17 protein-coding genes are annotated in these 22958 nt (G+C 63.8%); 5 read left to right on the forward strand and 12 right to left on the reverse strand.

The genetic code is table 11. The features are described 5' to 3' along the window. Nucleotides 1-94 precede the first annotated feature (94 nt). Nucleotides 95-1120: an ABC transporter substrate-binding protein gene (locus AC5XE7_RS07190; RefSeq protein ID WP_495365435.1), complete on the reverse strand. Its 1026-nt coding sequence runs from the start codon at nucleotides 1118-1120 to the stop codon at nucleotides 95-97. Nucleotides 1121-1771: 651 nt separating this feature from the next. Further along, entirely contained in the window at nucleotides 1772-2890 is a 1119-nt protein-coding gene (locus AC5XE7_RS07195) for a saccharopine dehydrogenase family protein (protein ID WP_495365436.1), read from the reverse strand. 121 nt (nucleotides 2891-3011) lie between these two features. Here AC5XE7_RS07195 and AC5XE7_RS07200 point away from each other — a divergent pair, with 121 nt between their 5' ends. Beyond that, on the forward strand, nucleotides 3012-3440 hold the full coding sequence (locus tag AC5XE7_RS07200; RefSeq protein ID WP_183825555.1) for an Lrp/AsnC family transcriptional regulator: 429 nt from the start codon (nucleotides 3012-3014) through the stop codon (nucleotides 3438-3440). 136 nt (nucleotides 3441-3576) lie between these two features. Here AC5XE7_RS07200 and mnhG read toward each other — a convergent pair whose 3' ends face one another. From mnhG to AC5XE7_RS07230, 6 genes are read right to left on the reverse strand one after another with little or no spacing between them, the layout of a single operon-like run. Beyond that, a complete protein-coding gene (gene mnhG, locus AC5XE7_RS07205; protein WP_495365437.1) occupies nucleotides 3577-3987 on the reverse strand; it encodes a monovalent cation/H(+) antiporter subunit G in 411 nt (136 codons plus the stop codon). After that, the gene (locus AC5XE7_RS07210; protein ID WP_495365438.1) at nucleotides 3984-4265 is read right to left on the reverse strand and encodes a K+/H+ antiporter subunit F; all 282 of its coding nucleotides are present in this window, start codon (nucleotides 4263-4265) and stop codon (nucleotides 3984-3986) included. Before AC5XE7_RS07210 ends, mnhG begins: the two co-directional genes overlap by 4 nt. Further along, complete coding sequence (locus AC5XE7_RS07215; RefSeq protein ID WP_495365439.1) at nucleotides 4262-4747, reverse strand: Na+/H+ antiporter subunit E; 486 nt, start codon at nucleotides 4745-4747, stop codon at nucleotides 4262-4264. The genes AC5XE7_RS07210 and AC5XE7_RS07215 overlap by 4 nt, the downstream gene beginning before the upstream one ends. Then, nucleotides 4744-6366, reverse strand: a complete 1623-nt coding sequence (locus AC5XE7_RS07220; RefSeq protein WP_495365440.1) for a monovalent cation/H+ antiporter subunit D — start codon at nucleotides 6364-6366, stop codon at nucleotides 4744-4746. The genes AC5XE7_RS07215 and AC5XE7_RS07220 overlap by 4 nt, the downstream gene beginning before the upstream one ends. Continuing rightward, nucleotides 6366-6707, reverse strand: a complete 342-nt coding sequence (locus AC5XE7_RS07225; protein WP_239799989.1) for a Na+/H+ antiporter subunit C — start codon at nucleotides 6705-6707, stop codon at nucleotides 6366-6368. The genes AC5XE7_RS07220 and AC5XE7_RS07225 overlap by 1 nt, the downstream gene beginning before the upstream one ends. After that, nucleotides 6704-9619 (reverse strand): monovalent cation/H+ antiporter subunit A, encoded by a 2916-nt coding sequence (locus AC5XE7_RS07230; protein ID WP_495365441.1) that lies wholly within the window; start codon nucleotides 9617-9619, stop codon nucleotides 6704-6706. The genes AC5XE7_RS07225 and AC5XE7_RS07230 overlap by 4 nt, the downstream gene beginning before the upstream one ends. A gap of 87 nt (nucleotides 9620-9706) precedes the next feature. Between AC5XE7_RS07230 and AC5XE7_RS07235 the strand changes: the two genes are divergently transcribed. Beyond that, nucleotides 9707-9970, forward strand: a complete 264-nt coding sequence (locus tag AC5XE7_RS07235; RefSeq protein WP_239799991.1) for a helix-turn-helix domain-containing protein — start codon at nucleotides 9707-9709, stop codon at nucleotides 9968-9970. 80 nt (nucleotides 9971-10050) lie between these two features. On the opposite strand, the gene AC5XE7_RS07240 is transcribed toward AC5XE7_RS07235, so the two are convergent. Next, a complete protein-coding gene (locus AC5XE7_RS07240; RefSeq protein WP_239799992.1) occupies nucleotides 10051-11421 on the reverse strand; it encodes an aspartate aminotransferase family protein in 1371 nt (456 codons plus the stop codon). Nucleotides 11422-11611: 190 nt separating this feature from the next. Then, on the reverse strand, nucleotides 11612-13048 hold the full coding sequence (locus tag AC5XE7_RS07245) for an NAD-dependent succinate-semialdehyde dehydrogenase (RefSeq protein ID WP_495365442.1): 1437 nt from the start codon (nucleotides 13046-13048) through the stop codon (nucleotides 11612-11614). 212 nt (nucleotides 13049-13260) lie between these two features. Between AC5XE7_RS07245 and soxR the strand changes: the two genes are divergently transcribed. The 3 genes from soxR (at nucleotide 13261) to metH (ending at nucleotide 19263) form a co-directional block, all read left to right on the forward strand. Continuing rightward, a complete protein-coding gene (gene soxR / locus AC5XE7_RS07250; protein ID WP_239799994.1) occupies nucleotides 13261-13710 on the forward strand; it encodes a redox-sensitive transcriptional activator SoxR in 450 nt (149 codons plus the stop codon). Nucleotides 13711-13774: 64 nt separating this feature from the next. Continuing rightward, the gene (locus AC5XE7_RS07255; RefSeq protein ID WP_495365443.1) at nucleotides 13775-15199 is read left to right on the forward strand and encodes an MFS transporter; all 1425 of its coding nucleotides are present in this window, start codon (nucleotides 13775-13777) and stop codon (nucleotides 15197-15199) included. A gap of 254 nt (nucleotides 15200-15453) precedes the next feature. Further along, nucleotides 15454-19263: a methionine synthase gene (metH, locus tag AC5XE7_RS07260; RefSeq protein WP_495365444.1), complete on the forward strand. Its 3810-nt coding sequence runs from the start codon at nucleotides 15454-15456 to the stop codon at nucleotides 19261-19263. Between the two features lie 218 nt (nucleotides 19264-19481). Here the strand turns inward: metH and AC5XE7_RS07265 are convergent, their stop codons facing one another. Together AC5XE7_RS07265 and AC5XE7_RS07270 are read right to left on the reverse strand one after the other, a co-directional pair. Beyond that, entirely contained in the window at nucleotides 19482-21374 is a 1893-nt protein-coding gene (locus tag AC5XE7_RS07265; protein ID WP_495365445.1) for a sensor histidine kinase, read from the reverse strand. A 123-nt stretch (nucleotides 21375-21497) separates the two neighbouring features. Then, nucleotides 21498-22940: a UdgX family uracil-DNA binding protein gene (locus AC5XE7_RS07270; protein ID WP_495365446.1), complete on the reverse strand. Its 1443-nt coding sequence runs from the start codon at nucleotides 22938-22940 to the stop codon at nucleotides 21498-21500. Between the last annotated feature and the right edge of the window lie 18 nt (nucleotides 22941-22958).

Raw genomic sequence — 22958 nt, forward strand, 5'->3', positions numbered from 1 at the left:
TTGCCTCGAAAGACGGAAACGCCCTCACCTTCTGTTCTTTGCAATCCCGGCAAAAGCGCGAAGCTGTTTTGCCGGGATTGCTATGCTCGCTCTGTTACTTGAACAGCGCCTCTGCGTCGGAGATCGACAGCGCGCTGGTGTAGGAATAGTAGCCGGGCTTGCCTTCGACCTGCTTTGCTGCTTCCTCCAGATTGGAGCTGTCGATGAACGGGATCGGCAGGTACATCGCGTTCTTGTACTGGCCCGCTTCCGCCGGCTCCTTCAGCTCTTTGCCCTGCAGCATCAGCACGGCAACGTTAAGCGCCGAAGCCATGACGCCCGGAGGATTCACCGACGCGCCGGAGTTCAGCTTGTCCTTGGTCCAGAGATCGATGAAGTCCTTGCGGATCTCGCCGGTGGCGGCGATGGAACCGGCCTTGCCCGCATCCATGATCGACTTCCAGGCCCCGGCGGCCATGCCGTCCTGCACCCACACGCCGTTGATGTCGGGATAGGTGGCGAGCAGGTTCTGCATGGCCTGCTGGCCCTGCGCCTGATCCCAGTTGGCGTTCACTTCGTTGACGACCTTGATGTCGGGATGCTTGGCGAACACTTCCTTGTAGCCTGCGACGCGCATCTCGTTGGCCGGATGGCCGGCGACGCCGTTGATGGCGACGACATTGCCCTTGCCGTCGAGCGTCCTGGCCAGCCACTCGGCGCCCGCAGCGCCCCATGCCTTCTGGTCGATGCCGACATAGATGGCGTCCGGCGAAGAAACTTCGGCATCGGTGGCGATGACGAGGATGCCGGCTTCCTTGGCCTGCGCGAACACCGGATCGAAGGCGGTCGGGCTGTTCGGATTGATGATGATGGCATCGACGCCGGCGCTGATGAAATTGCGCACATGGGCGATCTGGCCGGGAACGTCGACATTGGCGCTCTGCACCTCGACGGTGACGTTGACGCCCTTTTCCTTCCACGCCTCGGCGGCGGCCTTGGCTTCATCGATCATCTGCGTGCGCCACTCAGAGCCGACCCAGCCGTTGGAAAGGCCGATCTTGAAATCCTGCGCGAATGCGGAGACCGCCGAAAATGCGAGTGCAACGCCCGCAACGGCGGAGAGTATGTGCGACTTCTTCATGTGAAATCCTCCCTGGAGCTCAGTTTCGGGAATGAGCTTAGAGACAAATGAAATCGATTTCAACGGGGATCGGAAGCGCTCACCGATTCGTGCATCCGGCCCGGAAAAAGCAGGAAATCCGCCGCCGCACGGCGCCCCCGGAACATTCCCGTTTTCTACGACCCGCAGAAACGCTCCAGTTCGTTGTTTTCGCGCAGTTGCGACCGCAAGGCAGCTTCGCACCTCTGCTGGCACTGTCAGGGGCGCTTAAAAAGTCCGTCTGGCTTGCATATGCGCTGCGGCCACCCGTCAGCGGTCCGGCGTCTCCGCGCAGACCGGCTCGCAGGATCAAGGCCGCCGAAACAGTGACGAGGGAGAAAACAGGGGCTGAAATAACAACACCCGCCGGGGGAGGAGGTCCGGCGGGTGTCGTATGAGAAGGCCAGCTATCGGGAGGAGGATAATGGCTGGCCTATATCCGCTGGGTCTGGGAGGAGGTAGGCCCCGCGGAATTCGATGATCAATAGATACAGGCAGCCCCCTTTCGGCGAAAGGCTCAATTTTGCATGGCTGCGTTGCGTTTTGTGCAATGCAACATAAACGTTGATGCATATACGCCCCCGCATCCGATTCGGAGCGGGGGCGCGCGGTTTTCCCTGCAGTCTGTGGCGATTACGCCGCCTTGCCCGTCAGGTTTTCAGCACCATGGTTCTCCGGCTGGGCGTAGGCGCGGCCGAAACGGTTGGCGAGGAAGATGTCGAGCGCGATGTCTTCCTGCCGCACAAATCCCTGCTGCGGCAGGTCGCCGGAGGCCAGCATGTCGAGCACGGCGCAGATGCCGGAGGCCGTGGTGATCTGGATGGCGCTCAGCACCTTGCCGTTGATGCGGCGGCTGTAGACCTTGTTGGCATAGGTTTCCTGCAGCAGACGGCCATCCTTGCGGCCCGCCACCGTCACGAAGACGATGACCACGTCCTGCGTGGTGGCCGGCAGGGCGCTTTCGAAGATGTCCTTCAGCACCTCGCGGCGGTGACGCAGGCCGAGATCGTTGAGCAGCGCCTTCATGATCGCGGCATGGCCGGGATAGCGGATGGTGCGGTAGTTCAGCGTGCGCACCTTGCCCTTCAGCGTCTCGCAAAGCGTGCCCAGCCCGCCCGATGTATTGAAGGCCTCATAGGTCACGCCGTCGAGCGAGAATTCCTCGCGCTCCTCCAGTGGCGGCACCTCGACCAGTTCGCCCTCGACGATCGCCTCGCACGGCTCGCAATATTCGTTGATGACGCCGTCCGTGCTCCAGGTCAGGTTGTAGTTCAGCGCATTGGACGGGTATTGCGGCAGGGCGCCGACGCGCATGCGCACGCTGTCCAGCGTGTCGAAGCGGCTGGCAAGGTCGGCGGCGACGATGGAGATGAAGCCCGGAGCCAGCCCGCACTGGGGAATGAAGGTGCTTTTGGCCGTCTTCGCCAGTTCCTTCACGCGGCGGGTCGAGGCGACGTCCTCGGTGAGGTCGAGATAATGGACGCCGGCGGAAGCGGCCGCCTCGGCGATACGCGTGGTAAGGCTGAAGGGCGCAGCGCTCAGCACGGCGAACTTGCCGTCCAGCGCCTTTTCCAGCTCGCCGGGCGCGGCGATATCCAGCTCCAGACCCGATACGCCTTCCACCCGGTCCAGCCGTGCAAGCTGCTCTGCGGAACGGTCGACGATGGTGACCCTGTAGTCGCCGGTCCCCGCCAGCATGCCTGCAATGGTGGAGCCGATCTTGCCCGCGCCGATGACGACGATTTCCTTCATGGCCAATCCCTCTGTTGGTGAAATCAGGGAGGAATCATCGCAACTTCCACGTCGAAAGAAAGGATGCATTCAGGCAGATCGATGCTATATTTTCAGCAGTCTGATATGTGAGTTTGACGATATGCCGAAAAATACCGATCAGGAGCTTATCGCCCTTCTGCGCGAGAATGCGCGTGCGCCAACGGCGGAGCTTGCCCGCAGGCTCGGCGTGTCGCGCACCACCGTGCAAAGCCGCATCGAACGGCTGGAGGCGCGCGGCGTCATCACCGGCTACGGGGTGCGGCTGTCGCCGGACTATGAGAAGGGCCTGGTGCGCGCCCATGTGCTTTTGACCGTCACCCCGAAACTCTCCGACAAGGTGGTCCGGGACCTGAGGGCAAAGCCGGCGGTGCGCGCGCTGCATTCGGTGAGCGGCAGTTTCGACATGATCGTGGTGGTCGAATCGCCCTCGATCAGCGATCTCGACACGCTTCTGGACGAGATCGGCGCGATGGAGGGGGTTGAGAGAACCCTGTCCTCCATCATCCTGTCGACGCGCATCGAGCGCTAACGCATGTCGCCGGAAAGCGGGAACCGGTTTCGGGACAACGACAAGCCTGAAAACAGGGGGCTTAAAGCATAAGAAGCGAATCGGAAAAATCGCGGCACGCTTCAGGAGCCGTTTGAGCAGGGAACCCGCCGCGCGATCAGCCCTCTGCCGCTCCGCCATTGTTGACGCCGCGCGCCACCACTTCCGACGAGCGCTCCGCAACGGCAGTAAAGGTCGGAACCTCGGGATTCTTCTCGGTGCGGTCGCGGAACAGCGCCGCGCGCGCCAGCAGCATCAGCGTCACCGGCGTCGTCACGGTGACGAACACGGCGATCAGCAGCTCGTGCAGCACCGGGCGGCTTTCGATCACCGAAAAGAACAGCATCGAAGCCAGCAATATGCCACCCGTGCCCCATGTGGTGCCGAGCGTCGGCGAATGGACGCGCTTGTAGAAGCTGTCGAGACGCACCAGCCCGATCGTGCCGAGCAGCGTCAGGCCCGACCCCAGAAGCAGCAGGAAAGCGACGATGAGCGCCGCCCACAGCGGAAGTTCGGCGGCGTGGCTCATTCGATCACCTCCCCGCGCATGAGGAACTTCGCCAGCGCCGAGGTCGAGACGAAGCCGATCAGGGAGATCACCAGAGCCCCCTCGAAATAGAGCGTCGAACCGGTGCGGATGCCGAAAGTGATCAGCAACAGCATGGCGCAGACATAGAGCGCATCGAGGGCCAGCACCCTGTCCTGCGCGCGCGGCCCCTTGAACAGCCTCACGCCGCAGCACAGGGCGGCTGCCGCAAGGAAGAGCTGCGCCAAGGTGATGGACCAGAACAGAATGGTGACGCTCATTCGAAAATCTCCATCAGCAGCGCCTCGTAGCGGCCCTTGATCAGTTCGCTCCACGATTCCTCGCTGACCAGATCCAGCACATGGATCAGCAGAAGATCTTCAGTCGACCTGTATTCCACCCAGGCGGTGCCAGGTGTGCTGGTGATGATGCAGGCGAGGAAGGCAAGGCCGGTCGGATCGCGCATTTCCAGCGGGATAGCCACGAAGCCCGACACGACCTCCAGCTTCCTGCCACCGAGGTTGATGCGCGCCACCGCGATGTTGGAACGCAGGATGTCGACGAAGACAATGCCCATCAGCATGGCGATCCGGCTCCAGCGGCGGATGCGCGGCTTGGACGGCTGCAGGGCCGACATGGTCGATGCCGCGACCAGCGCAATGACGGCTCCCAGCAGGAAATGTCCGGCCGTGAAACCGTTGAGCAGCAGCCACATGAACAGCAGCGAGACGGCCAGCAGCGGATAGGGAAGCAAGCGTGTCATCGGCCGGCCTCCATCTTCGGCGACGGCACCTGACGGGCCGACAGCACGCCTTCGATATAGGCATCCGGCGAGTGCAGCGATTGCGAGGTGGCATCGACATAGGCCATCACCGGCCCGGCCTTGACCGTCATCACCACGCACAGCGCCAGCAGCAGCGCCACCGGCGCAAACTCCACCACCAGCACGCGCGGCACCACGCCCTCGATGGGCGGCGCCCAGAAGGTGCGGATACCGACGCGCAGCATGGCCACCATGGCAAACAGGCCCGAGATGATGAGGACGGCGAAGAAGGCCCAGGCCATGCCGGAAATCGCGCCGTCATCGCCGGCCGACAGCGCCGCCGACAGAAGCGCGAACTTGCCGAGGAAGCCCGACAGCGGCGGCAGCCCGGACAGGAGCAACCCGCACAGCACGAAGCAGATGCCGAGAATGGCGAGCGTTGCCGGCAGGGTCACGCCGATCTCCTCGTCGATCTCCTCTTCTTCCGGATCGTCGCCATAGGCCTCCATCGTCACCGCAAGAACGTTGGCGGCGGGGTCCTGCGAGCGGTCGACCAGTTCGACCAGCAGGAACAGCGCGCCGATGGTGAGCGTGGATGAGACCATGTAGAACAGCGCGCCGGTGGTGACGCCGGCATCGGCCATGCCCACCGCGGCCAGCAACGTGCCCGAGGAAACCAGAACGCTGTAGGAAACGAGGCGCGCCATGGCCTGCGAGGCCAGAACGCCGATGGTGCCGAAGGCCATCGTCACCAGACCGGCGACCAGCAGGCCGACGTCGCCGAAGCTGGCGGAATCGCCGGCGCGCGCGCCGAGCAGCAGCGGCGACAGGCGCAGCACCGCATAGACGCCAACCTTGGTCATGATCGAGAAGATCGCGGCAACGGGTGCCGCCGCCGCCGAATAGGCGCCGGGCAGCCAGAAACACAGCGGCCAGATGCCGGCCTTGGTGAGAAAAGCGATGCCCAGAATGGCGGTTCCGGCCTCCAGAAGCGCCCGGTCCTGCGCCGGGACCGCCGGAATGCGCACGGCAAGCTCTGCCATGTTCAGCGTTCCGGTGACGCCATAGATGAGGCTGACGCCGATCAGGAACAGCATCGAGGCGGCGAGATTGACGGCGATGTAGTGCATGCCGAAGCGCACCCGCGTCACACCCAGCCCATGCAGCATCAACCCGTAGGAGGCGGCCAGCAGAACCTCGAAGAAGACGAACAGGTTGAACAGGTCGCCGGTGAGGAAGGCGCCGTTCAGGCCCATAAGCAGGAACTGGAACAGCGAATGGAAATGCGGGCCGGCCTTGTGCCAGCGCGCCAGCGAGAACACCAGCGCCGCAGTTGCCAGCAGGGCGGTCAGCAAAAGCATCATGGCCGAAAGCCGGTCGACGACCAGCACGATGCCGTAAGGTGCGGCCCAGTTGCCCAGCAGGTAGACGCTGGCCACCGAACCTTCGACATCGGCCTGAGCCACCAGCGTGCCGGCAATAAGAAGCAGGCCGAGCGTGGCCGCGATATTGACCAGCGACTTGAAGGTGTGCCGCCTCTCGTCGAACAGGAGCAGGAATGCGCCTGTGACCAGCGGCAGGATGATGGGCGCTATATCGAGATGATTGGCCAGCTGCATCACGGCTCCCTGCCGTCGACATGGTCGCTTCCGGTCAGACCGCGGGCCACGAGCATCACCACCAGAAACAGGGCTGTGGTGGCGAAGCCGATGACGATGGCGGTCAGCACCAGCGCCTGCGGGACCGGGTCGGTATAGGCTGTCGGGTCAACCACGCCGCCCGTATCCAGCACCGGCGGCACGCCGCTGCGCAGCCGCCCCATGGAAAAGATGAACAGGTTGACGCCATAGGCGATCAGCGACAGGCCGACGATCACCTGATAGGTACGCGGCCGCAGAAGCAGCCAGACGCCGGAGCCGACCAGAACGCCGATGGCGAGCGAGAGGGTCAGTTCGGTCATTGCACCTCCTGCTCGGCAAGGGCCGCCGTCTTCGCCACCCTGAGCTTGCGGATGGACTGGTGCGCCAGCGCGATCAGCATCAGAACCGTGGCGCCGAGAACCAGCGCGAAGACGCCGAGATCGAAGAACAGGGCCGTCGCGGCCGGTACTTTTCCGATCACGGGCAGGTCCACATATTGCGCGTGCGACGTCAGGAAGGGATAGCCCAGTGCCCAGGAGCCCATGCCGGTGGCGGCCGCGATCAGCAGACCCCAGCCGATCCACTTGACCGGCAGTACTCTCAGCCGCTCCTCCACCCAGCGCGTTCCGGCAGCCAGATATTGCAGGATGAACGCCGAGGCCAGCGCAATGCCCGCCACGAAACCACCACCCGGCAGATCATGTCCGCGCAGGAACAGATAGGCCGACAGAACGATGATGACCGGGAACATCCACTGCATGATGACGGAAGGCACATACAGATAGTCGCTGGCAATGGTGCCGGCGCCCGGCTTGGCGGCCGGATCATCCGCCGACTGTCGGCGCTGCTGGTCGGTCGAGCCGACACTCTCCGGTGCGGGGCGGAAGCGGCGCAGCAGCACGAAGACGGTAATGGCGACGATGCCCAGAACAGTGATCTCGCCGAACGTGTCGAAGCCGCGGAAATCGACGAGGATCACGTTGACGACATTGGTGCCGCCGCCCAGCGGATAGGCGTTCTCCACGAAGTAATCGGCAATGGTCTGCGGCGGTCGGCGCGCCATCACCGCATAGGAGATGACCGCCATGCCGAGTCCGCAGGCAATCGCCATCGCAAAGTCGCGGTAGCGGCGCAGTTGCGCCCAGAACGCCTGCACCGGCGTCTCGACTTCCTGAAAACGCTGCGGCAGCCAGCGCAGGCCAAGCAGGATCAGCACTGTGGTAACGACTTCCACCAGAAGCTGGGTCAGCGCCAGATCGGGCGCGGAGAGCCACACGAAGGTGATGCAGGTGATCAGCCCTGCCCCGCTCAGCAGCATGAGAGCGACCAGACGGTGGAACTTCGCCTGATAGGCGGCCCCGATGGCGCAGGCCATTCCAAGCAGCCACAGCGCGGAGAAGACCAGATCGCTGCTGGCAGGCAGCTTGACATCCGGCAGCATCGGCCCCCGCCACAGCGACAGGATGCCGGCAATGAAGGCGATGACGACAAGCAAGCGAAGCTGAGGCTGCAGACGGCGGGTTCCGAGCCACCCTTCGAGGAAACGCGCCCAGCGCCATGACACGGTGACCATGACCTGCTCGAAGATGCGCTGCCCGTTGATCCGCCGGAAGAAGGGCGGCCCCTCCTCGCTGGTCGCCAGATAGGTGCGGATGACGAGGAACATCAGGACGCCGGCGACCAGCGCCACGATGCTCATCATCAGCGGCAGGTTGAAGCCGTGCCACACGGAAAGGCTGTAATAGGGCGTGGAATCGCCGAGCACCGAAACCACCGCGCTGTGCAGGTAGGGGCCAATGGTGCGCCCCGGAACGATGCCGACGATGAGGCAGATCAGCACCAGCAGGAGCACCGGCAGGCGCATGAAGAAAGGCGGTTCGTGCGGCTCGTGCGGCAGGGGTTCGGGCGCCTTGCCGAAGAAGACGCTGTGAATGAAGCGGATCGAATAGGTGACGGCGAAGGTGCTGGCGATGACGGCGGCATAGGGCGCGATGGTGTCCAGCCACGAATCGGCATGATGCTCGATCGCCTCGGCGAAGAACATCTCCTTGGACAGGAAGCCGTTGAGCAGCGGCACGCCCGCCATGGCCGCGCTCGCCACCATGGCGAGCGTCGCCGTGATCGGCATGGCGCTGAGCAGCCCGCCGAGGCGGCGCATGTCGCGCGTTCCCGTTTCATGATCGATGATGCCGGCGGCCATGAACAGCGACGCCTTGAAGGTGGCATGGTTCATCATGTGGAAGATCGCCGCGACCGCGCCCAGCGGACTTCCCAGGCTGAGCAGCATGGTGATGAGGCCGAGATGGCTGATCGTCGAATAGGCGAGCAGGCCCTTGATGTCCTGCTGGAAGATCGAGAAGAAGGCCCCCAGAACCAGCGTGATCATGCCGGCCAGACCGACGATGAAGAACCACTCATAGGTTCCCGCCAGCACCGGCCACATCCGTGTCATCAGGAAGACGCCGGCCTTGACCATGGTGGCCGAGTGCAGAAACGCCGAAACCGGCGTCGGCGCGGCCATGGCGTTCGGCAGCCAGAACTGGAACGGAAACTGCGCGCTCTTGGTGAAGGCGCCGAGCAGCACGAGGATCAGGATCGGCGTGTAGAGATCATGCTCGCGCAACAGATTGCCGGAGGCCAGCACCTCGTCCAGATCATAGCTGCCAACCACATGCCCGATCAAAAGCATGCCGGCCAGCAGCGCCAGCCCGCCGATGCCGGTGACGGTCAGCGACATGCGCGCCCCATCGCGCGCCGCCGGATTATGATGCCAGTAGCCGATCAGCAGGAAGGAGAAGACGCTCGTCATCTCCCAGAAGATCACCAGCTGGATGAGGTTTCCGGACAGAACGACGCCCAGCATCGACCCCGCAAAGGCAAGGAAAAACATGTAGAAGCGCGGAATGGGATCTTCCGGCGACATGTAGTAGCGCGTGTAGATCACCACCAGGAAGCCGATGCCGGAAATCAGCATGGCGAACATCCAGGCAAAGCCGTCGAGACGGAAGACCAGCTCCAGTCCCAGCTCCGGCACCCAGCTGATTTCCTGACGAACCGCATTGCCCGCGGCGATGTCCGGATAAGACATCATCACCACGATGAAAATGACGAGCATCACACCGCCGGCCAGCCATGCTTCGGCATTGCGTGCATTGGACGGCAGCAGCGCGGCGACAGCGCTCGCCACGAACGGCAGCACAATCATCCAGATGAGAGACGCGCCGCCCAGCATGCGGTGATCCTTGGATAGAGTCGAGACGATATTGCCTGATTTCATCCATTATGGTTGAATCTACCGCCGTACTGCAAGGGCTGATCGATGCAAATATTTCCCGAACAGTGTCGGGCCGCGCGTGGCCTTCTGAACTGGACACAGGACCGGCTCGCCAGCGCTGCCGGCGTTTCGCGCAGCACGATCAAGGATTTTGAATGCCACCGCCACGCGCTTCAGCGCGGCTCTGAAGAGCTGGTCATCAGGGCGTTCACGCGCTGCGGCGTCGAACTGCTGTTCGACACAGATGGCGCGGGCATCGGCGTGCGCATGGAAAAGGCAGGTAACCTGCCGGTCGCTGCAAGGCCCTGAAAAGGCAAACCGGCCGCCCTCTTTTCGAGGCGGCCGGCTTCCATAAGTCGCACGACGGGCAGGGCCCGTAATGAAGGGGATCAGCCCCTTACTTCAGGCAGCGAGGCGTCGAGAGCTTTTTTCACCGCCGCGACCATGTCGTCGACCTGGCTCTCGGTGATGATCAGCGGCGGGCAGAAGCCCAGCGTATCGCCCATGTTGCGCGAGATGACGCCGTTTTCCTGCAGATGGCCATTGACCAGCAGGCCGAGCGCGCCGGCGTTCTTCCACGGTGCCCTGGTGGCCTTGTCGGCCACCAGCTCGACGCCGGCGATCAGGCCGACGCCACGCACTTCGCCAACCAGTTCATGATCCGCCAGCTCGCGCAGGCGCTTCTGCATGTGGGCGCCGACCCGCTTTGCATTGCCGACCAGATCGTTCTCCTCGATGATCCTGAGGTTTTCGAGCGCGACAGCCGCCGGAACCGGATGGCCACCGGCGGTATAGCCATGGCCGAACGTGCCGATGCGGTTGCTCTCGTCGGCCAGCGGCTGGTAGACGCGATCGTTGATGAGCAGCGCAGAGATCGGCAGATAGGACGAGGACAGCTGCTTCGACATCACGAGAATGTCGGGCCTGATGCCGAAGGTCTCGCAGCCGAACATGCTGCCGGTGCGGCCGAAACCGCAGATCACCTCGTCGGCGACCAGCAGGATGTCGTACTTCGCCAGAACCGCCTGGATCTTCTCCCAGTAGGTGGCCGGCGGAACCACGACGCCGCCGGCGCCCATCACCGGCTCGCCGATGAAGGCGGCGACCGTATCCGGGCCTTCCGCGAGGATGAGCTGTTCGAGCTCATCGGCGAGGCGCGTGGCGAAAGCCTCCTCGCTCTCGCCGGGCTGCGCATCGCGATAGTGATGCGGCGTGCCGGTGTGGATCACATTGGCGATCGGCAGGTCGAAGGAAATGTGGTTGTTGGGCAGGCCGGTCAGGCTGGCCGAGGCAATGGTGACGCCGTGATAGCCGCGCTTGCGGGAGATGATCTTCTTCTTCTGCGGCTGGCCCAGCGCATTGGAGCGATACCAGATCATCTTCATGGCCGTGTCGTTGGCTTCCGAGCCGGAATTGGTGAAGAACACCTTGCTCATCGGCACAGGCGCGATCGACACCAGCTTCTCGGCCAGATCGATCACCGGCGCATGACTTTTGTGCGTGAAATTATGATAGAAAGGCAGCTGTTTCATCTGCCGCGTGGCGGCATCGACGAGACGCTGCTCTGAGAAGCCGACCGCCACGCTCCACAGCCCCGCCATCGCTTCGATGTAACGCTTGCCCGATGCATCCTCGACATAGATGCCGTCGCCCTTTTCGATGACCAGCGGCCCGATTTCCTCATGCCTGCGGGCATTGGTGTAGGAATGCATGTGGTAGCTTATATCGCGGGCTTCGACTGAGTTCGGCTGGGCTGTCATGACGGCTCCTTGCATTCGGGTTCAGGCAGGCAGGGAAAAGCGCGCTGCCATTATGGTATTTGATGCATCATGTTTTCGGGCAGATGCATTGTCAATGTCAGTGCATTGGTCCACGCGGGGGACCGGCATCCCCGGCTTCATAACAGAAAAGGCCGGGACGAACCCGGCCTTCGATGCATGGTAAAGCGTCCTACACGCCGGACTGGCTGACGAATTTGGTCACCAGATAGGCTTCGAGGGCTTCGGTGCCACCTTCCGAACCATAGCCGCTGTCCTTGATGCCGCCGAAGGGCACTTCCGGCAGCGCCAGACCCAGATGATTGAGGGTCAGCATGCCGGTTTCCAGTTCCTGCCCGAGCGCGGTTGCCGTCTTTGCCGAGGAGGTGAAGGCATAGGCGGCAAGCCCGTAAGGCAGGCGGTTGGCCTCGGCGATGACGTCATCGAAACCGCTGAACGGCGCGACCAGCGCCACCGGCCCGAACGGCTCCTCGTTCATGATGCGCATGTCGCTGGTCACGCCCGACAGCACGGTCGGCTCGTAGAAGCTGCCCTTGTTGCCGATGCGCTTACCGCCGGTTTCCAGCTTCGCGCCCTGGCTGACCGCTTCCGCGATCAGCGTGTCGACCGCCTGCACCCGGCGCTCATTGACCAGCGGGCCCATTTTCGTGCCCTCGGCCAGCCCATCGCCGACCTTGATGGATTTCACGCGGTCCACGAACTTGTCGAGAAATGGCTGATAGGCCTGCTCCTGAATGAGGAAGCGCGTGGGCGACACGCACACCTGCCCGGCATTGCGGAATTTCGATGCCACCAGCAGCTCGGCCGCCCTGTCGAGATCGGCGTCGTCGAACACGATCGCCGGCGCGTGACCGCCGAGCTCCATCGTCGCCCGCTTCATGTGCTGGCCGGCGAGTGCGGCCAGATGCTTGCCCACAGGCACCGAGCCGGTGAACGAGACCTTGCGGATGACCGGATGCGGAACCAGATAGCCCGATATGTCGGGCGGATTGCCGTAGACAAGGTTGAGCACGCCGTCCGGCAGGCCGGCATCCCTGAAGATATCGGCCAGGGCGGCCGGCGAGGCCGGCGTTTCCTCCGGCGGCTTGACGATGATGGAGCATCCGGTGGCCAGCGCCGCGGCAATCTTGCGCACGGCCTGCGAGACCGGGAAGTTCCACGGCGTGAAGGCGGCAACCGGGCCGACCGGCTCCTTCACCACGAGCTGATAAATGCCTTCGGCGCGCGCCGGCACGACCCGGCCATAGGTGCGGCGGCCTTCCTCGGCGCACCAGTCGATGATGTCGGCGGAACCGTGGATCTCGGTCAGCGCCTCGGCCAGCGGCTTGCCCTGCTCCATCGTCAGAAGCCCGGCAATGCGCGGCGCGCGCTCGCGCATCAGGCGGGCGGCCTCGCGCAGCACCTTGCTGCGTTCGAAAGGTGAAACCTTGCGCCACGTGCGGAAACCACGCTCGGCAGCCGCAAGTGCCCGGTCGAGATCCGCCGGCGTGGCACAGGCCACCGTGCCGATCACCTCACCCGTCGCCGGGTTGAGCACGTCCATCGTCCTGCCGTCCGAAGCCGCGCTCCACGCGCCATCGATGAAGAGTTCTGTCTGCGGATACATCATGCCATCCCGTTCCATAGCCGGTGTCGAGGAATTGCGAAATCAAAGGCGATGCATCGGCTCGGGAGAGAGCTGACGCACGCACCCGGCTGCTCTAGACGATGCACCCCGCCCATGGAAAGAGCTTTCGCCCGCGCATGTCGCCGCATGGAGTGCGGCTTGCATTGAGCGTTACGGCACACCATGATTACCTCATCAATAGTTGAGGTTTGATCATGCCCAAAAAGCCGGCCGCCGTTCTCACGGTGGGCGAGGTGGCGCGGCGCTCCGGCATAGCCGTCTCGACCGTGCATTTTTACGAAACCAAGGGTCTGATCGAGGGCTGGCGCACGCAGGGCAACCAGCGCCGCTATCATCGCGCGGTGCTGCGCCGCATCGCCATCATCCGCATCGCGCAGCGCGCCGGCATTCCGCTGGCGCGCATCCGCGAGGCGCTGACCGATCTGCCGCACGATCATGTGCCGAATGCCCGCGACTGGCAGAAGTTCACCGACGAGTGGCGCGGCATGCTCGACGACCGCATCACCCGCCTGCTCCAGCTTCGCGATCAGATCGCCAGTTGCATCGGCTGCGGCTGCCTGTCTCTGGAGGAGTGCCCGCTGCGCAACCCCGACGATGTGCTGGGCGACGAAGGGGCCGGACCCCGCCGGCTGAAGCTGCGATAAAGGCGCTTGACCTTAACCAAGGTTGAGGTCCTACAAGGCATGTCGACCAAAACAGGAGTCGACAATGCAGGATTCGATCGATACCGCCCTTTCGCCCCCGGCGCCGGCCGGCTGGGGCGATCTCTTTTCCGGCGGCAACGCCATGCCGATGCTGGTTCTGGCCGGCGGGGTGACGCTCTATTCCGTCAACATGTACATCGCCATCACCGTCATGCCTTCGGTGGTGCAGGAGATCGGCGGGCTCGACTTCTATGCCTGGACCATGACGCTGTTCGTGGTCGGCTCCATTCTGGGGGCAGCACTGGCGGCCAATCTCCTGCGCCAGTGGGGTCCGCGCGGTGCCTATTTCATCGCCTCGGTGCTGTTCGCCGCCGGCACGCTGACCTGCGCCATGGCGCCGAGCATGTCGGTCATGCTCATCGGCCGCACGCTGCAGGGCCTCGGCGGCGGCTTCCTCTATGCGCTGGCCTATGCGCTGACCCGCATCGTGCTGCCGGAGCGGGTCTGGGGCCGCGCCATCGGGCTCATCTCGGCCGTGTTCGGCATCGCCACGCTGATCGGTCCGGCCATCGGCGGCATCTTTGCCGATGGCGGCTCGTGGCGCACTGCCTTCTGGTCGCTGATGCCTTTCGCCGTCGGCTTCGCGCTGCTGGCGCTGTTCGCCTTCCCGCGCCGGAGCAGCGACAGGAACGAGCGCGCGCCGGTGCCGGTGCTCCAGCTCATCCTGCTGACGTTGGCGGTTCTGGCGGTTTCGGCCGGCGGCCTGTCGAGCGAAACGCAATGGGCCGCGGCAAGCCTGATCGGCGCGCTGGTGCTGATCGTGCTGATCGCGCGCACCGACGCGATCGCCGGCGCCCGCCTTCTGCCGCGCCGCTCGTTCCGCTTCTCCTCCGCACTCGCGCCGCTCTATCTCAGCGTGGCGCTGTTGATGCTGTCCATGCAGCCGGAAATCTACGTGCCCTACATGCTCCAGCAACTCCATGCGCAGACGCCGCTGTGGGCCGGCTATCTGGCCGCCATGATGTCGATGGGCTGGACGCTGGGCTCGCTGCTCTCCGCCCGCCGCCAGTCCGGCGGCAAGGGCATGCTGACGATTGGCCCCGCGCTCACCTTCATCGGGTTGGTCATTCTTGCCATCTGCCTGCCGGTTCAGGGCAACGGATCCTGGATGTGGCTTGGCCCGATCTGCCTCGCGCTGATCCTCGTGGGCCTCGGCATCGGCATCGCCTGGCCGAATCTCGTCACCGAGGTCTATCGCAGCGCCCCGGCCGACGAGCAGGATTTGGCGACCGGCGGCATGACCACGGTGCAGCTCTTCGCCATCGCCATGGGCACGGCGCTGGCCGGCATGATCTCCAACACCGCCGGCATCGGCACGCCGGGCGGCGTCGAGGGAGCGGCGTCCGCAGCCTTCTGGGTCTGCGCCCTGTTCGCACTGGCGCCCGCGATCGGCGTGCTCGTGGCCGCACATATTCAGGGTCGCTCCTGACCCTGAAGCACGGAGCCTCGCGCCAAAGCCTGCGCCCTTTCCCCGTCATTTTACCCGGGGCGGCCAGCGCTTCGGCCCGGGCGGGTGTCGCTCCCCTGCCCCTTCCTGCCCCTCGGGCACCGTGCCACCCATCCCGTCACCAGGCGTGACGGGATGGGTTTTTCATTTTCCGAACAGCAGGGTGCTCGCAATTGTATATGTTGACATAAAGATATCTTTATGCGATTTCGCATGCTTCACATCGGGACCGGGATATGTCGCAGAATTCGCAAACGCTGGACGGCCTGTTCGGGCCCGTCGGTCGCAAGGCTGACGGATCGGAAATCCTTGCCGCGCTGAAGGCCGCAGCGCGTGAGCGCATTCTCGTTCTGGACGGCGCCATGGGCACCCAGATTCAGGGCCTCGGCTTCGATGAGGATCATTTCCGCGGCGTCCGCTTCACCGGCTGTGCCTGTCACCAGCAGGGCAACAACGACCTGCTGATCCTTTCCCAGCCGAAGGCCATCGAAGATATCCATTACGCCTACGCCAGGGCAGGCGCCGACATCGTCGAAACCAACACCTTCTCCTCCACCTCGATCGCGCAGGCCGACTACGGCATGGAGGAGATGGTCTATGAGCTGAACCGCGACGGCGCCCGTCTTGCCCGGCGCGCCATGATCCGCGCCGAACAGGAAGATGGCCGCCGTCGCTTCGTCGCCGGCGCGCTTGGCCCGACCAACCGCACCGCCTCGCTCTCGCCCGACGTCAACAATCCCGGATACCGCGCCGTCACCTTCGACGATCTGCGCATCGCCTATGGCGAGCAGTTGCGCGGCCTGATCGACGGCGGCATCGATATTGTCCTGATCGAGACCATCTTCGACACGCTGAACGCCAAGGCGGCGATCTTCGCAGCAGAAGAAATCTTCGTCGAGAAGGGCATTCACCTGCCGGTGATGATCTCCGGCACCATCACCGACCTCTCGGGCCGCACCCTTTCGGGCCAGACGCCGACAGCCTTCTGGCACTCCATACGCCACGCCAAACCGTTCACCGTGGGCCTCAACTGCGCGCTGGGCGCAGCCGCCATGCGTCCGCATCTGGCCGAACTGTCCGGCGTCGCCAATACCTTCACCTGCGCCTACCCCAATGCCGGCCTGCCCAACGCTTTCGGCCAGTATGACGAATCGCCGGAATTCATGGCGAAGCAGGTCGAGGACTTCGCACGCGAGGGGCTGGTCAATGTGGTGGGCGGCTGCTGCGGCTCGACGCCCGAACACATTGCCGCGATCGCCGAGGCGGTTTCACGGCACAAGCCGCGCACCGTCCCGAATGTGAAGCCGCTGATGCGGCTATCGGGCCTCGAACCCTTTACGCTCACCAAGGACATTCCCTTCGTCAATGTCGGCGAGCGCACCAACATCACCGGCTCGGCCCGCTTCCGCAAGCTGATCACCTCAGGTGACTATGCCGCGGCCCTCGACGTCGCACGCGATCAGGTCGCCAATGGCGCGCAGGTCATCGACATCAACATGGACGAGGGCCTGATCGATTCGAAGAAGGCGATGGTCGAGTATCTCAACCTGATCGCCGCCGAGCCAGACATCGCCCGCGTTCCGGTGATGATCGACAGTTCCAAATGGGAAGTGATCGAGGCCGGGCTGAAATGCGTGCAGGGCAAGCCGATCGTCAACTCGATCTCCATGAAGGAAGGCGAAGAGGCGTTCCTGCATCACGCTACCCTGTGCCGCATGTATGGCGCGGCCGTCGTCGTCATGGCCTTCGACGAGGTGGGTCAGGCCGACACGCAGGCGCGCAAGGTTGAAATCTGCACCCGCGCCTACAAGCTGCTGACCGAAAAGGCCGGGCTCGCGCCCGAGGACATCATCTTCGATCCCAACGTGTTCGCCGTCGCCACCGGCATCGAGGAGCACGACAATTACGGCGTCGACTTCATCGAGGCGACACGCCAGATCACGTCCACCCTGCCGCATGTTCATATATCCGGCGGCGTCTCCAACCTGTCCTTCTCCTTCCGTGGCAACGAGCCGGTGCGCGAGGCGATGCATGCCGTGTTCCTCTACCACGCCATTCAGGCGGGCATGGACATGGGCATCGTCAATGCCGGGCAGCTTGCCGTCTATGACACGATCGACCCGGAACTGCGCGAAGCCTGCGAGGACGTGGTACTCAACCGCCAGCCGCAGGCGGGCGGTTCGGCCACGGAGCGTCTGCTGGAGCTTGCCGAGCGCTTCAAGGGCACCGGCGCCAGGGAAGCCAAGGAACGCGACCTGAAATGGCGCGAATGGTCGGTGGAGAAGCGGCTCGAACATGCGCTGGTGAACGGCATCACCGAATTCGTCGAGGCCGACACGGAAGAGGCGCGGCTTGCTGCGGAACGTCCGCTGCATGTCATCGAAGGCCCGCTGATGGCCGGCATGAACGTGGTCGGCGACCTGTTCGGCGCGGGCAAGATGTTCCTGCCGCAGGTGGTCAAGTCTGCACGCGTCATGAAGCAGGCGGTGGCTGTCCTGCTGCCTTACATGGAAGCCGAGAAGCTCGCCAATGCCGAGAACGGGATTGACGGCGGCGAACGCGAAAGTGCCGGCAAGATCCTGATGGCGACCGTCAAGGGCGACGTCCACGACATTGGCAAGAACATTGTCGGCGTGGTCCTTGCCTGCAACAATTACGAGATCATCGACCTCGGCGTCATGGTGCCGGCGGCGAAGATTCTTGAAACGGCGCGCGAACAGAAAGTCGACATCATCGGCCTGTCCGGACTGATCACGCCCTCGCTCGACGAAATGGCGCATGTGGCCGCCGAAATGGAGCGGGAAGGTTTCGACATCCCGCTGCTGATCGGCGGTGCCACCACCAGCCGCGTGCACACGGCGGTGAAGATCCATCCCCGCTACAATCAGGGACAGGCCGTCTACGTCACCGACGCCAGCCGCGCGGTCGGCGTGGTCTCAAGCCTGTTGTCGCAGGATCTCAAACCCGGTTACATCGATGCGCTGCGCGCCGAATACCGCAAGGTGACGGAGGCGCATGAGCGCTCGGAGCGCGAGAAGCAGCGTCTTCCGCTGGCCAAGGCCCGCGCCAACCTCCACCGCATCGACTGGCCGGCCTATGAGCCGCCAAAACCCTCCTTCACCGGCATTCGCGTGTTCGAGACATGGGATCTGGCCGAACTGGCGCGCTACATCGACTGGACGCCTTTCTTCCAGACATGGGAGCTGAAGGGCCGCTATCCGAAAATTCTCGAAGACGAAAAGCAGGGGGCCGTTGCGCGCCAGCTGTTCGAGGACGCGCAGGCCATGCTGAAGAAGATCATCGACGAAAAATGGTTCGCCCCGAAAGCCGTCATCGGTTTCTGGCCCGCCAACGCTGTCGGCGACGACATTCGCCTGTTCACCGACGAGAGCCGAACCCAGGAACTGGCCACCTTCTTCACGCTGCGCCAGCAATTGCCACGGCGCGACGGCAAGGCGAACCTCGCCCTGGCCGATTTCGTAGCGCCTGTGGAGAGCGGCAAGACGGACTGGCTGGGCGGTTTCGTGGTGACGGCCGGCATCGAGGAGGTGGCGATTGCCGAGCGCTTCGAGCGCGCCAATGACGACTACTCCTCGATCCTCGTCAAGGCGCTCGCCGATCGCTTTGCCGAAGCCTTTGCCGAGCGCATGCATGAGAAGGTGCGTCAGGAGTTCTGGGGCTATGCTCCCGACGAGAACCTGTCGCCCGACGACCTCATCGGCGAGCCCTATCAGGGCATCCGTCCCGCACCCGGCTATCCCGCCCAGCCCGACCATACGGAAAAGGTGACCCTCTTCAGGCTGCTCGACGCGGAAAAGCAGGCAGGCGTCAGCCTCACCGAAGGCATGGCGATGTGGCCCGGCTCTTCCGTTTCCGGCCTCTATTTCTCGCACCCGGAAAGCTTCTATTTCGGCGTTGCCAAGGTCGAACGCGATCAGGTCGAGGACTACGCGAAGCGCAAGGACATGAGCGTCGAGGACGCCGAGCGCTGGCTCGGACCCATCCTTAACTACATCCCCGGCCCGAAGGTCGAAGCGGCGGAGTAGAGCAATTCCAGCAAAAGTGCGAAGCGGTTTTGCGTCGGGGAATGCGACAAGACAAATGATTAGAGCGTTTTTGACGATTCCATCAAAACAGGCACCGCTCTGGAGCCGTTCCGTATTTTACGGAATCACTGAACGGCTCTAAGTCTTTGGTTTGTCGCGTTTCCGAACCGGAAAAGTGTTTCCACTTTTCCTGGAAACGCTCTAGAAGCCGCTCTTCCTCACGCCGTCCGGTCCAGCATGTGGAGCGGGAACTCGATCTCGACGCGAACGCCGTCCGGCTCCCAGTGGCGGCGGAAGCTGCCGCGCAGCTGTGCCTCGACCGACAATGTCAGCAGCCTTGTGCCAAAACCGGCATGGTCCGGCGCTTCCGCGCGCACCACGCCGCCACGCTCCGCCCATTCGATGGAGACACTCTCCGGCGTACGGCTGAACCGCACGCGAATGTTGCCCCCCGGCGTTGAGAGCGCGCCATATTTTGCGGAATTGGTCGCCAGTTCGTGAAAGACCAGCGCGAGAGGCGTCGCGGCCCCGGCATCGATTCGCGCATCCGGGCCTTCTATAGAGATGCGCTGGCCGTTTTCGTCATCGTAAGGCTGCAACAGCCGCTGCAGCAATTTCTGGAAGGAATGGGAAACACGCTGCGCGGTGCGCGCACGGTCGTCCGGCCGGATGAAGTCATGCGCATCGTTGAGCGCCAGCAGCCGCCCGCGCAGTTCCTCCGCGAACTCCTTCATGTCCGGCCGCTCGCGCATCGACAGGCTGATCATGCCGCCGACAATGGAAAAGATGTTCTTGATACGGTGGTTGAGTTCGCGGGCGATCAGATCGCGCTGCTCCACCCCTATGCGGGATTCATGAATGTCCGTGGCGGTGCCGAACCAGCGTTTGAGCCGGCCTCTGCCGTCGCGCTGCGGCAGCGCCATCACCCGCATCCAGCGATATTCGCCGCTCTGGCTCCGGAACCGGTATTCGATGTCATAGACATCGCCGCTCGTCAGGCAGCGCCGCCAGACTTCCATCACCCGGTCCTGGTCATCGGGATGCAGAAGGTCGACCCAGTTCTCGGTGTTCAGGGCTTCTTCTTCGGGAATGCCGGTAAATTCGAACCAGCGCTTGCTGAAATAGTCGTGAACACCTTCCGCCGTGGCGCTCCACACGATCTGCGGCAGCGTGTCGGTCAGCGTATCGAACCGGAATTCGCTTTCGGCGAGCGCGGCGGCGGTCTCCATCTGCTCCGTGACGTCGAGAACGACGCCGATCATGTGCGTTTCGAGCCCGCATGTCCCTTTTGTCAGGCGTCCCGAGGCCATCACCCATCGCACCTTGCCGCAAGGCGAGACCACGCGATACTGGCACCGGAACTCCCGCTTCAGGTCGATCGCCTCATACAGCGTCTCCAGAACGGCGCGCCTGTCATCGGCATGGATGGCGGATGTCATCCTCTCCTTTTCGACCCCCGCCACGGCAACTTCCGGTTCCACCCCGTAGATGAGCGCGAATCCCTGATCTCCGGTACAGGACAGGGTCGCGACATCGAGATCCCAGATGCCGACCAGCCCGGACGCCGAGATCGCAATGCTCAGGCGTTCGTCGGCGCGGCGTCTGGCCCGCAGGGCCGTAACCCGCTCCGTGGTTTCGAAGGAGTGCAGCAACACTCCGCAAGGCATGCCGAATTCGTCACGGATCGGCGAGAAATCCAGATTGAACCATGCGGTTTCAAGATTGCCATTGCGCCGCAGTTTCAGCGGCTGATCCTTGTAGCTGTGCGACTTGCCGCAATAGCAATCATCGATCGTGCTTCTGTAGAAATCGGCGGCTTCGGTGAGCACTTCCGTGATCGGCCTGCCGATCGACCCCAGATAGGTATCGCCGAAAATCTCGCTGACCGTATCATTGTAGAGAACCAGCCCGTCGCGTCCGATCAGGATAGACATCGGCGCCGATGCACCCAGAACGGTGCGGGCCATGACTCGCAACGCCATGGGCCAGTCATCCATGGCGCCGGCGGCTGTCTTCGACCAGTCGAAAGCAAGGGCTTCGCCCAGCATCCGGTTTGCAACGATTCCCGCGGGCAATTGCTTGCCGAAAGAGGTGGTCAATGAAGCCGGCATCGGGAGCCTCCTGCGATTGCCTGCTCAAACCCCGTTGGTCACTATTTGTTTCAGCCGGGCCTTTATCCGCGAGGAAAACAGTTTCTCCACCTGCGTGCAAGCCGGAATGGGGTTTGTAACGGCTCAACCAGTGGTTTTGGAAGCAATGGTTGCCAGATCGTTGCGAAATTGCGTCATCTCCCCGGCGGCGCGAACCGGGTCCGGAATGCGCAGCAGATAGGAGGGGTGCACCGTTACGAACAGGGACCGGCCACCGCCGAACGGCAGCAGCCTGCCGCGCACATCGCCCAGCCGCTGCTTGCGGCCGGTCAGCGCGCCGAGCGCGGTCGCTCCCATCGCAACCACGAGGCGAGGCTTCACGGCCTCGATCTCCTGCTCCAGCCACCAGCGGCAACGCTCGACTTCGCCGGCATTGGGCGTGCGGTGGATACGGCGCTTGCCGCGCGGCTCGAACTTGAAATGCTTCACCGCATTGGTGACATAGGCCCTGCCCCGATCGATGCCCACTTCCCCCAGCGTCCTGTCGAACAATTGCCCTGCGGGACCGACGAAGGGCCGGCCGGAAAGGTCCTCCCGGTCGCCCGGCTGCTCGCCCACGAACATCAGGTCGGCCGCGTCCGGCCCTTCGCCGAACACGGTCTGCGTGGCATGGCAATGCAGGGGACAGCGGGTGCAGGCGCTGGCGTGCCGGCGCAGGACTGCCAGCGGCGTGGCAGGCGTGGCGGCTTGCCGCGCCTCATGCAGGGACTGAACCCGGGCATGAAAGGCCGGCGGCGCAAGCGCCTCCTGCCGGGCCATGTCCGCCACGCGCGCCTGCGCGCTGGCGACCAGCTCCGGAATCAGGGCGGCTTCGGGCAGGTTCTTCCAGTATTTCTTCGGCATTTCGGCCCGCATCGCCTTCACCTTCACCCGGGCCGGATTGAAGATCGAGGCATAGTAGGTCAGCCACAGCGCATCGGCCGGATCGGCAAGGTCGGGCTTTGCCGCCGGCTCGTCCGACACCCGCAACTTGCCGGCCTCGAAGGTCGCGGACCCTTTCGGCGTGAGGATCGTCCAGTCCATGTCGGCGAAGCGCGCCGCGAAGAAGGGCGCGGTGCGTGCGACGATGAAATGATCCGGCTCGAACCAGGCCGCAAAGCGCCGCCGGCCACCCTCCCCCGGATGCGCAAGCTCGCGGAAGCGCACGAAGGCCGTCATCTTGTGGCAGTCGCGCCGCACGGATTTCGCCAGCCTTAACGCCTGCACCACATCTTCATCGGAAGCCACGGACAGAAGATGCCGTTCGCCCTGCAGCCGGTGGAGCAGGCGGTAGAGCAGCGCGAAAGATCCCGGATCGCTGTAGCAGACGATGGCTTCGGCCAGTTCCGGAAAGGACGCGGGCACCACGGGCCGCGGCATGGCCGGCGTCGCCACGGGCAAAGCCCGACCCGGCGCGGCGAACAGTCCGCCCTCGCTTTCGAGACACCAGTCCACCTCGTGAGGCGCGATGCCCGCCTGCAGCAGCCTGCGCGCCGCGTCGCGCCATTCACCAAAGTTGCCCCTGCGGGAAAGACAGATCCTGTACATCACAACCCCGGCATCACA

Source organism: Aquamicrobium sp. YD-1-mutant5 (genome assembly GCF_059509755.1).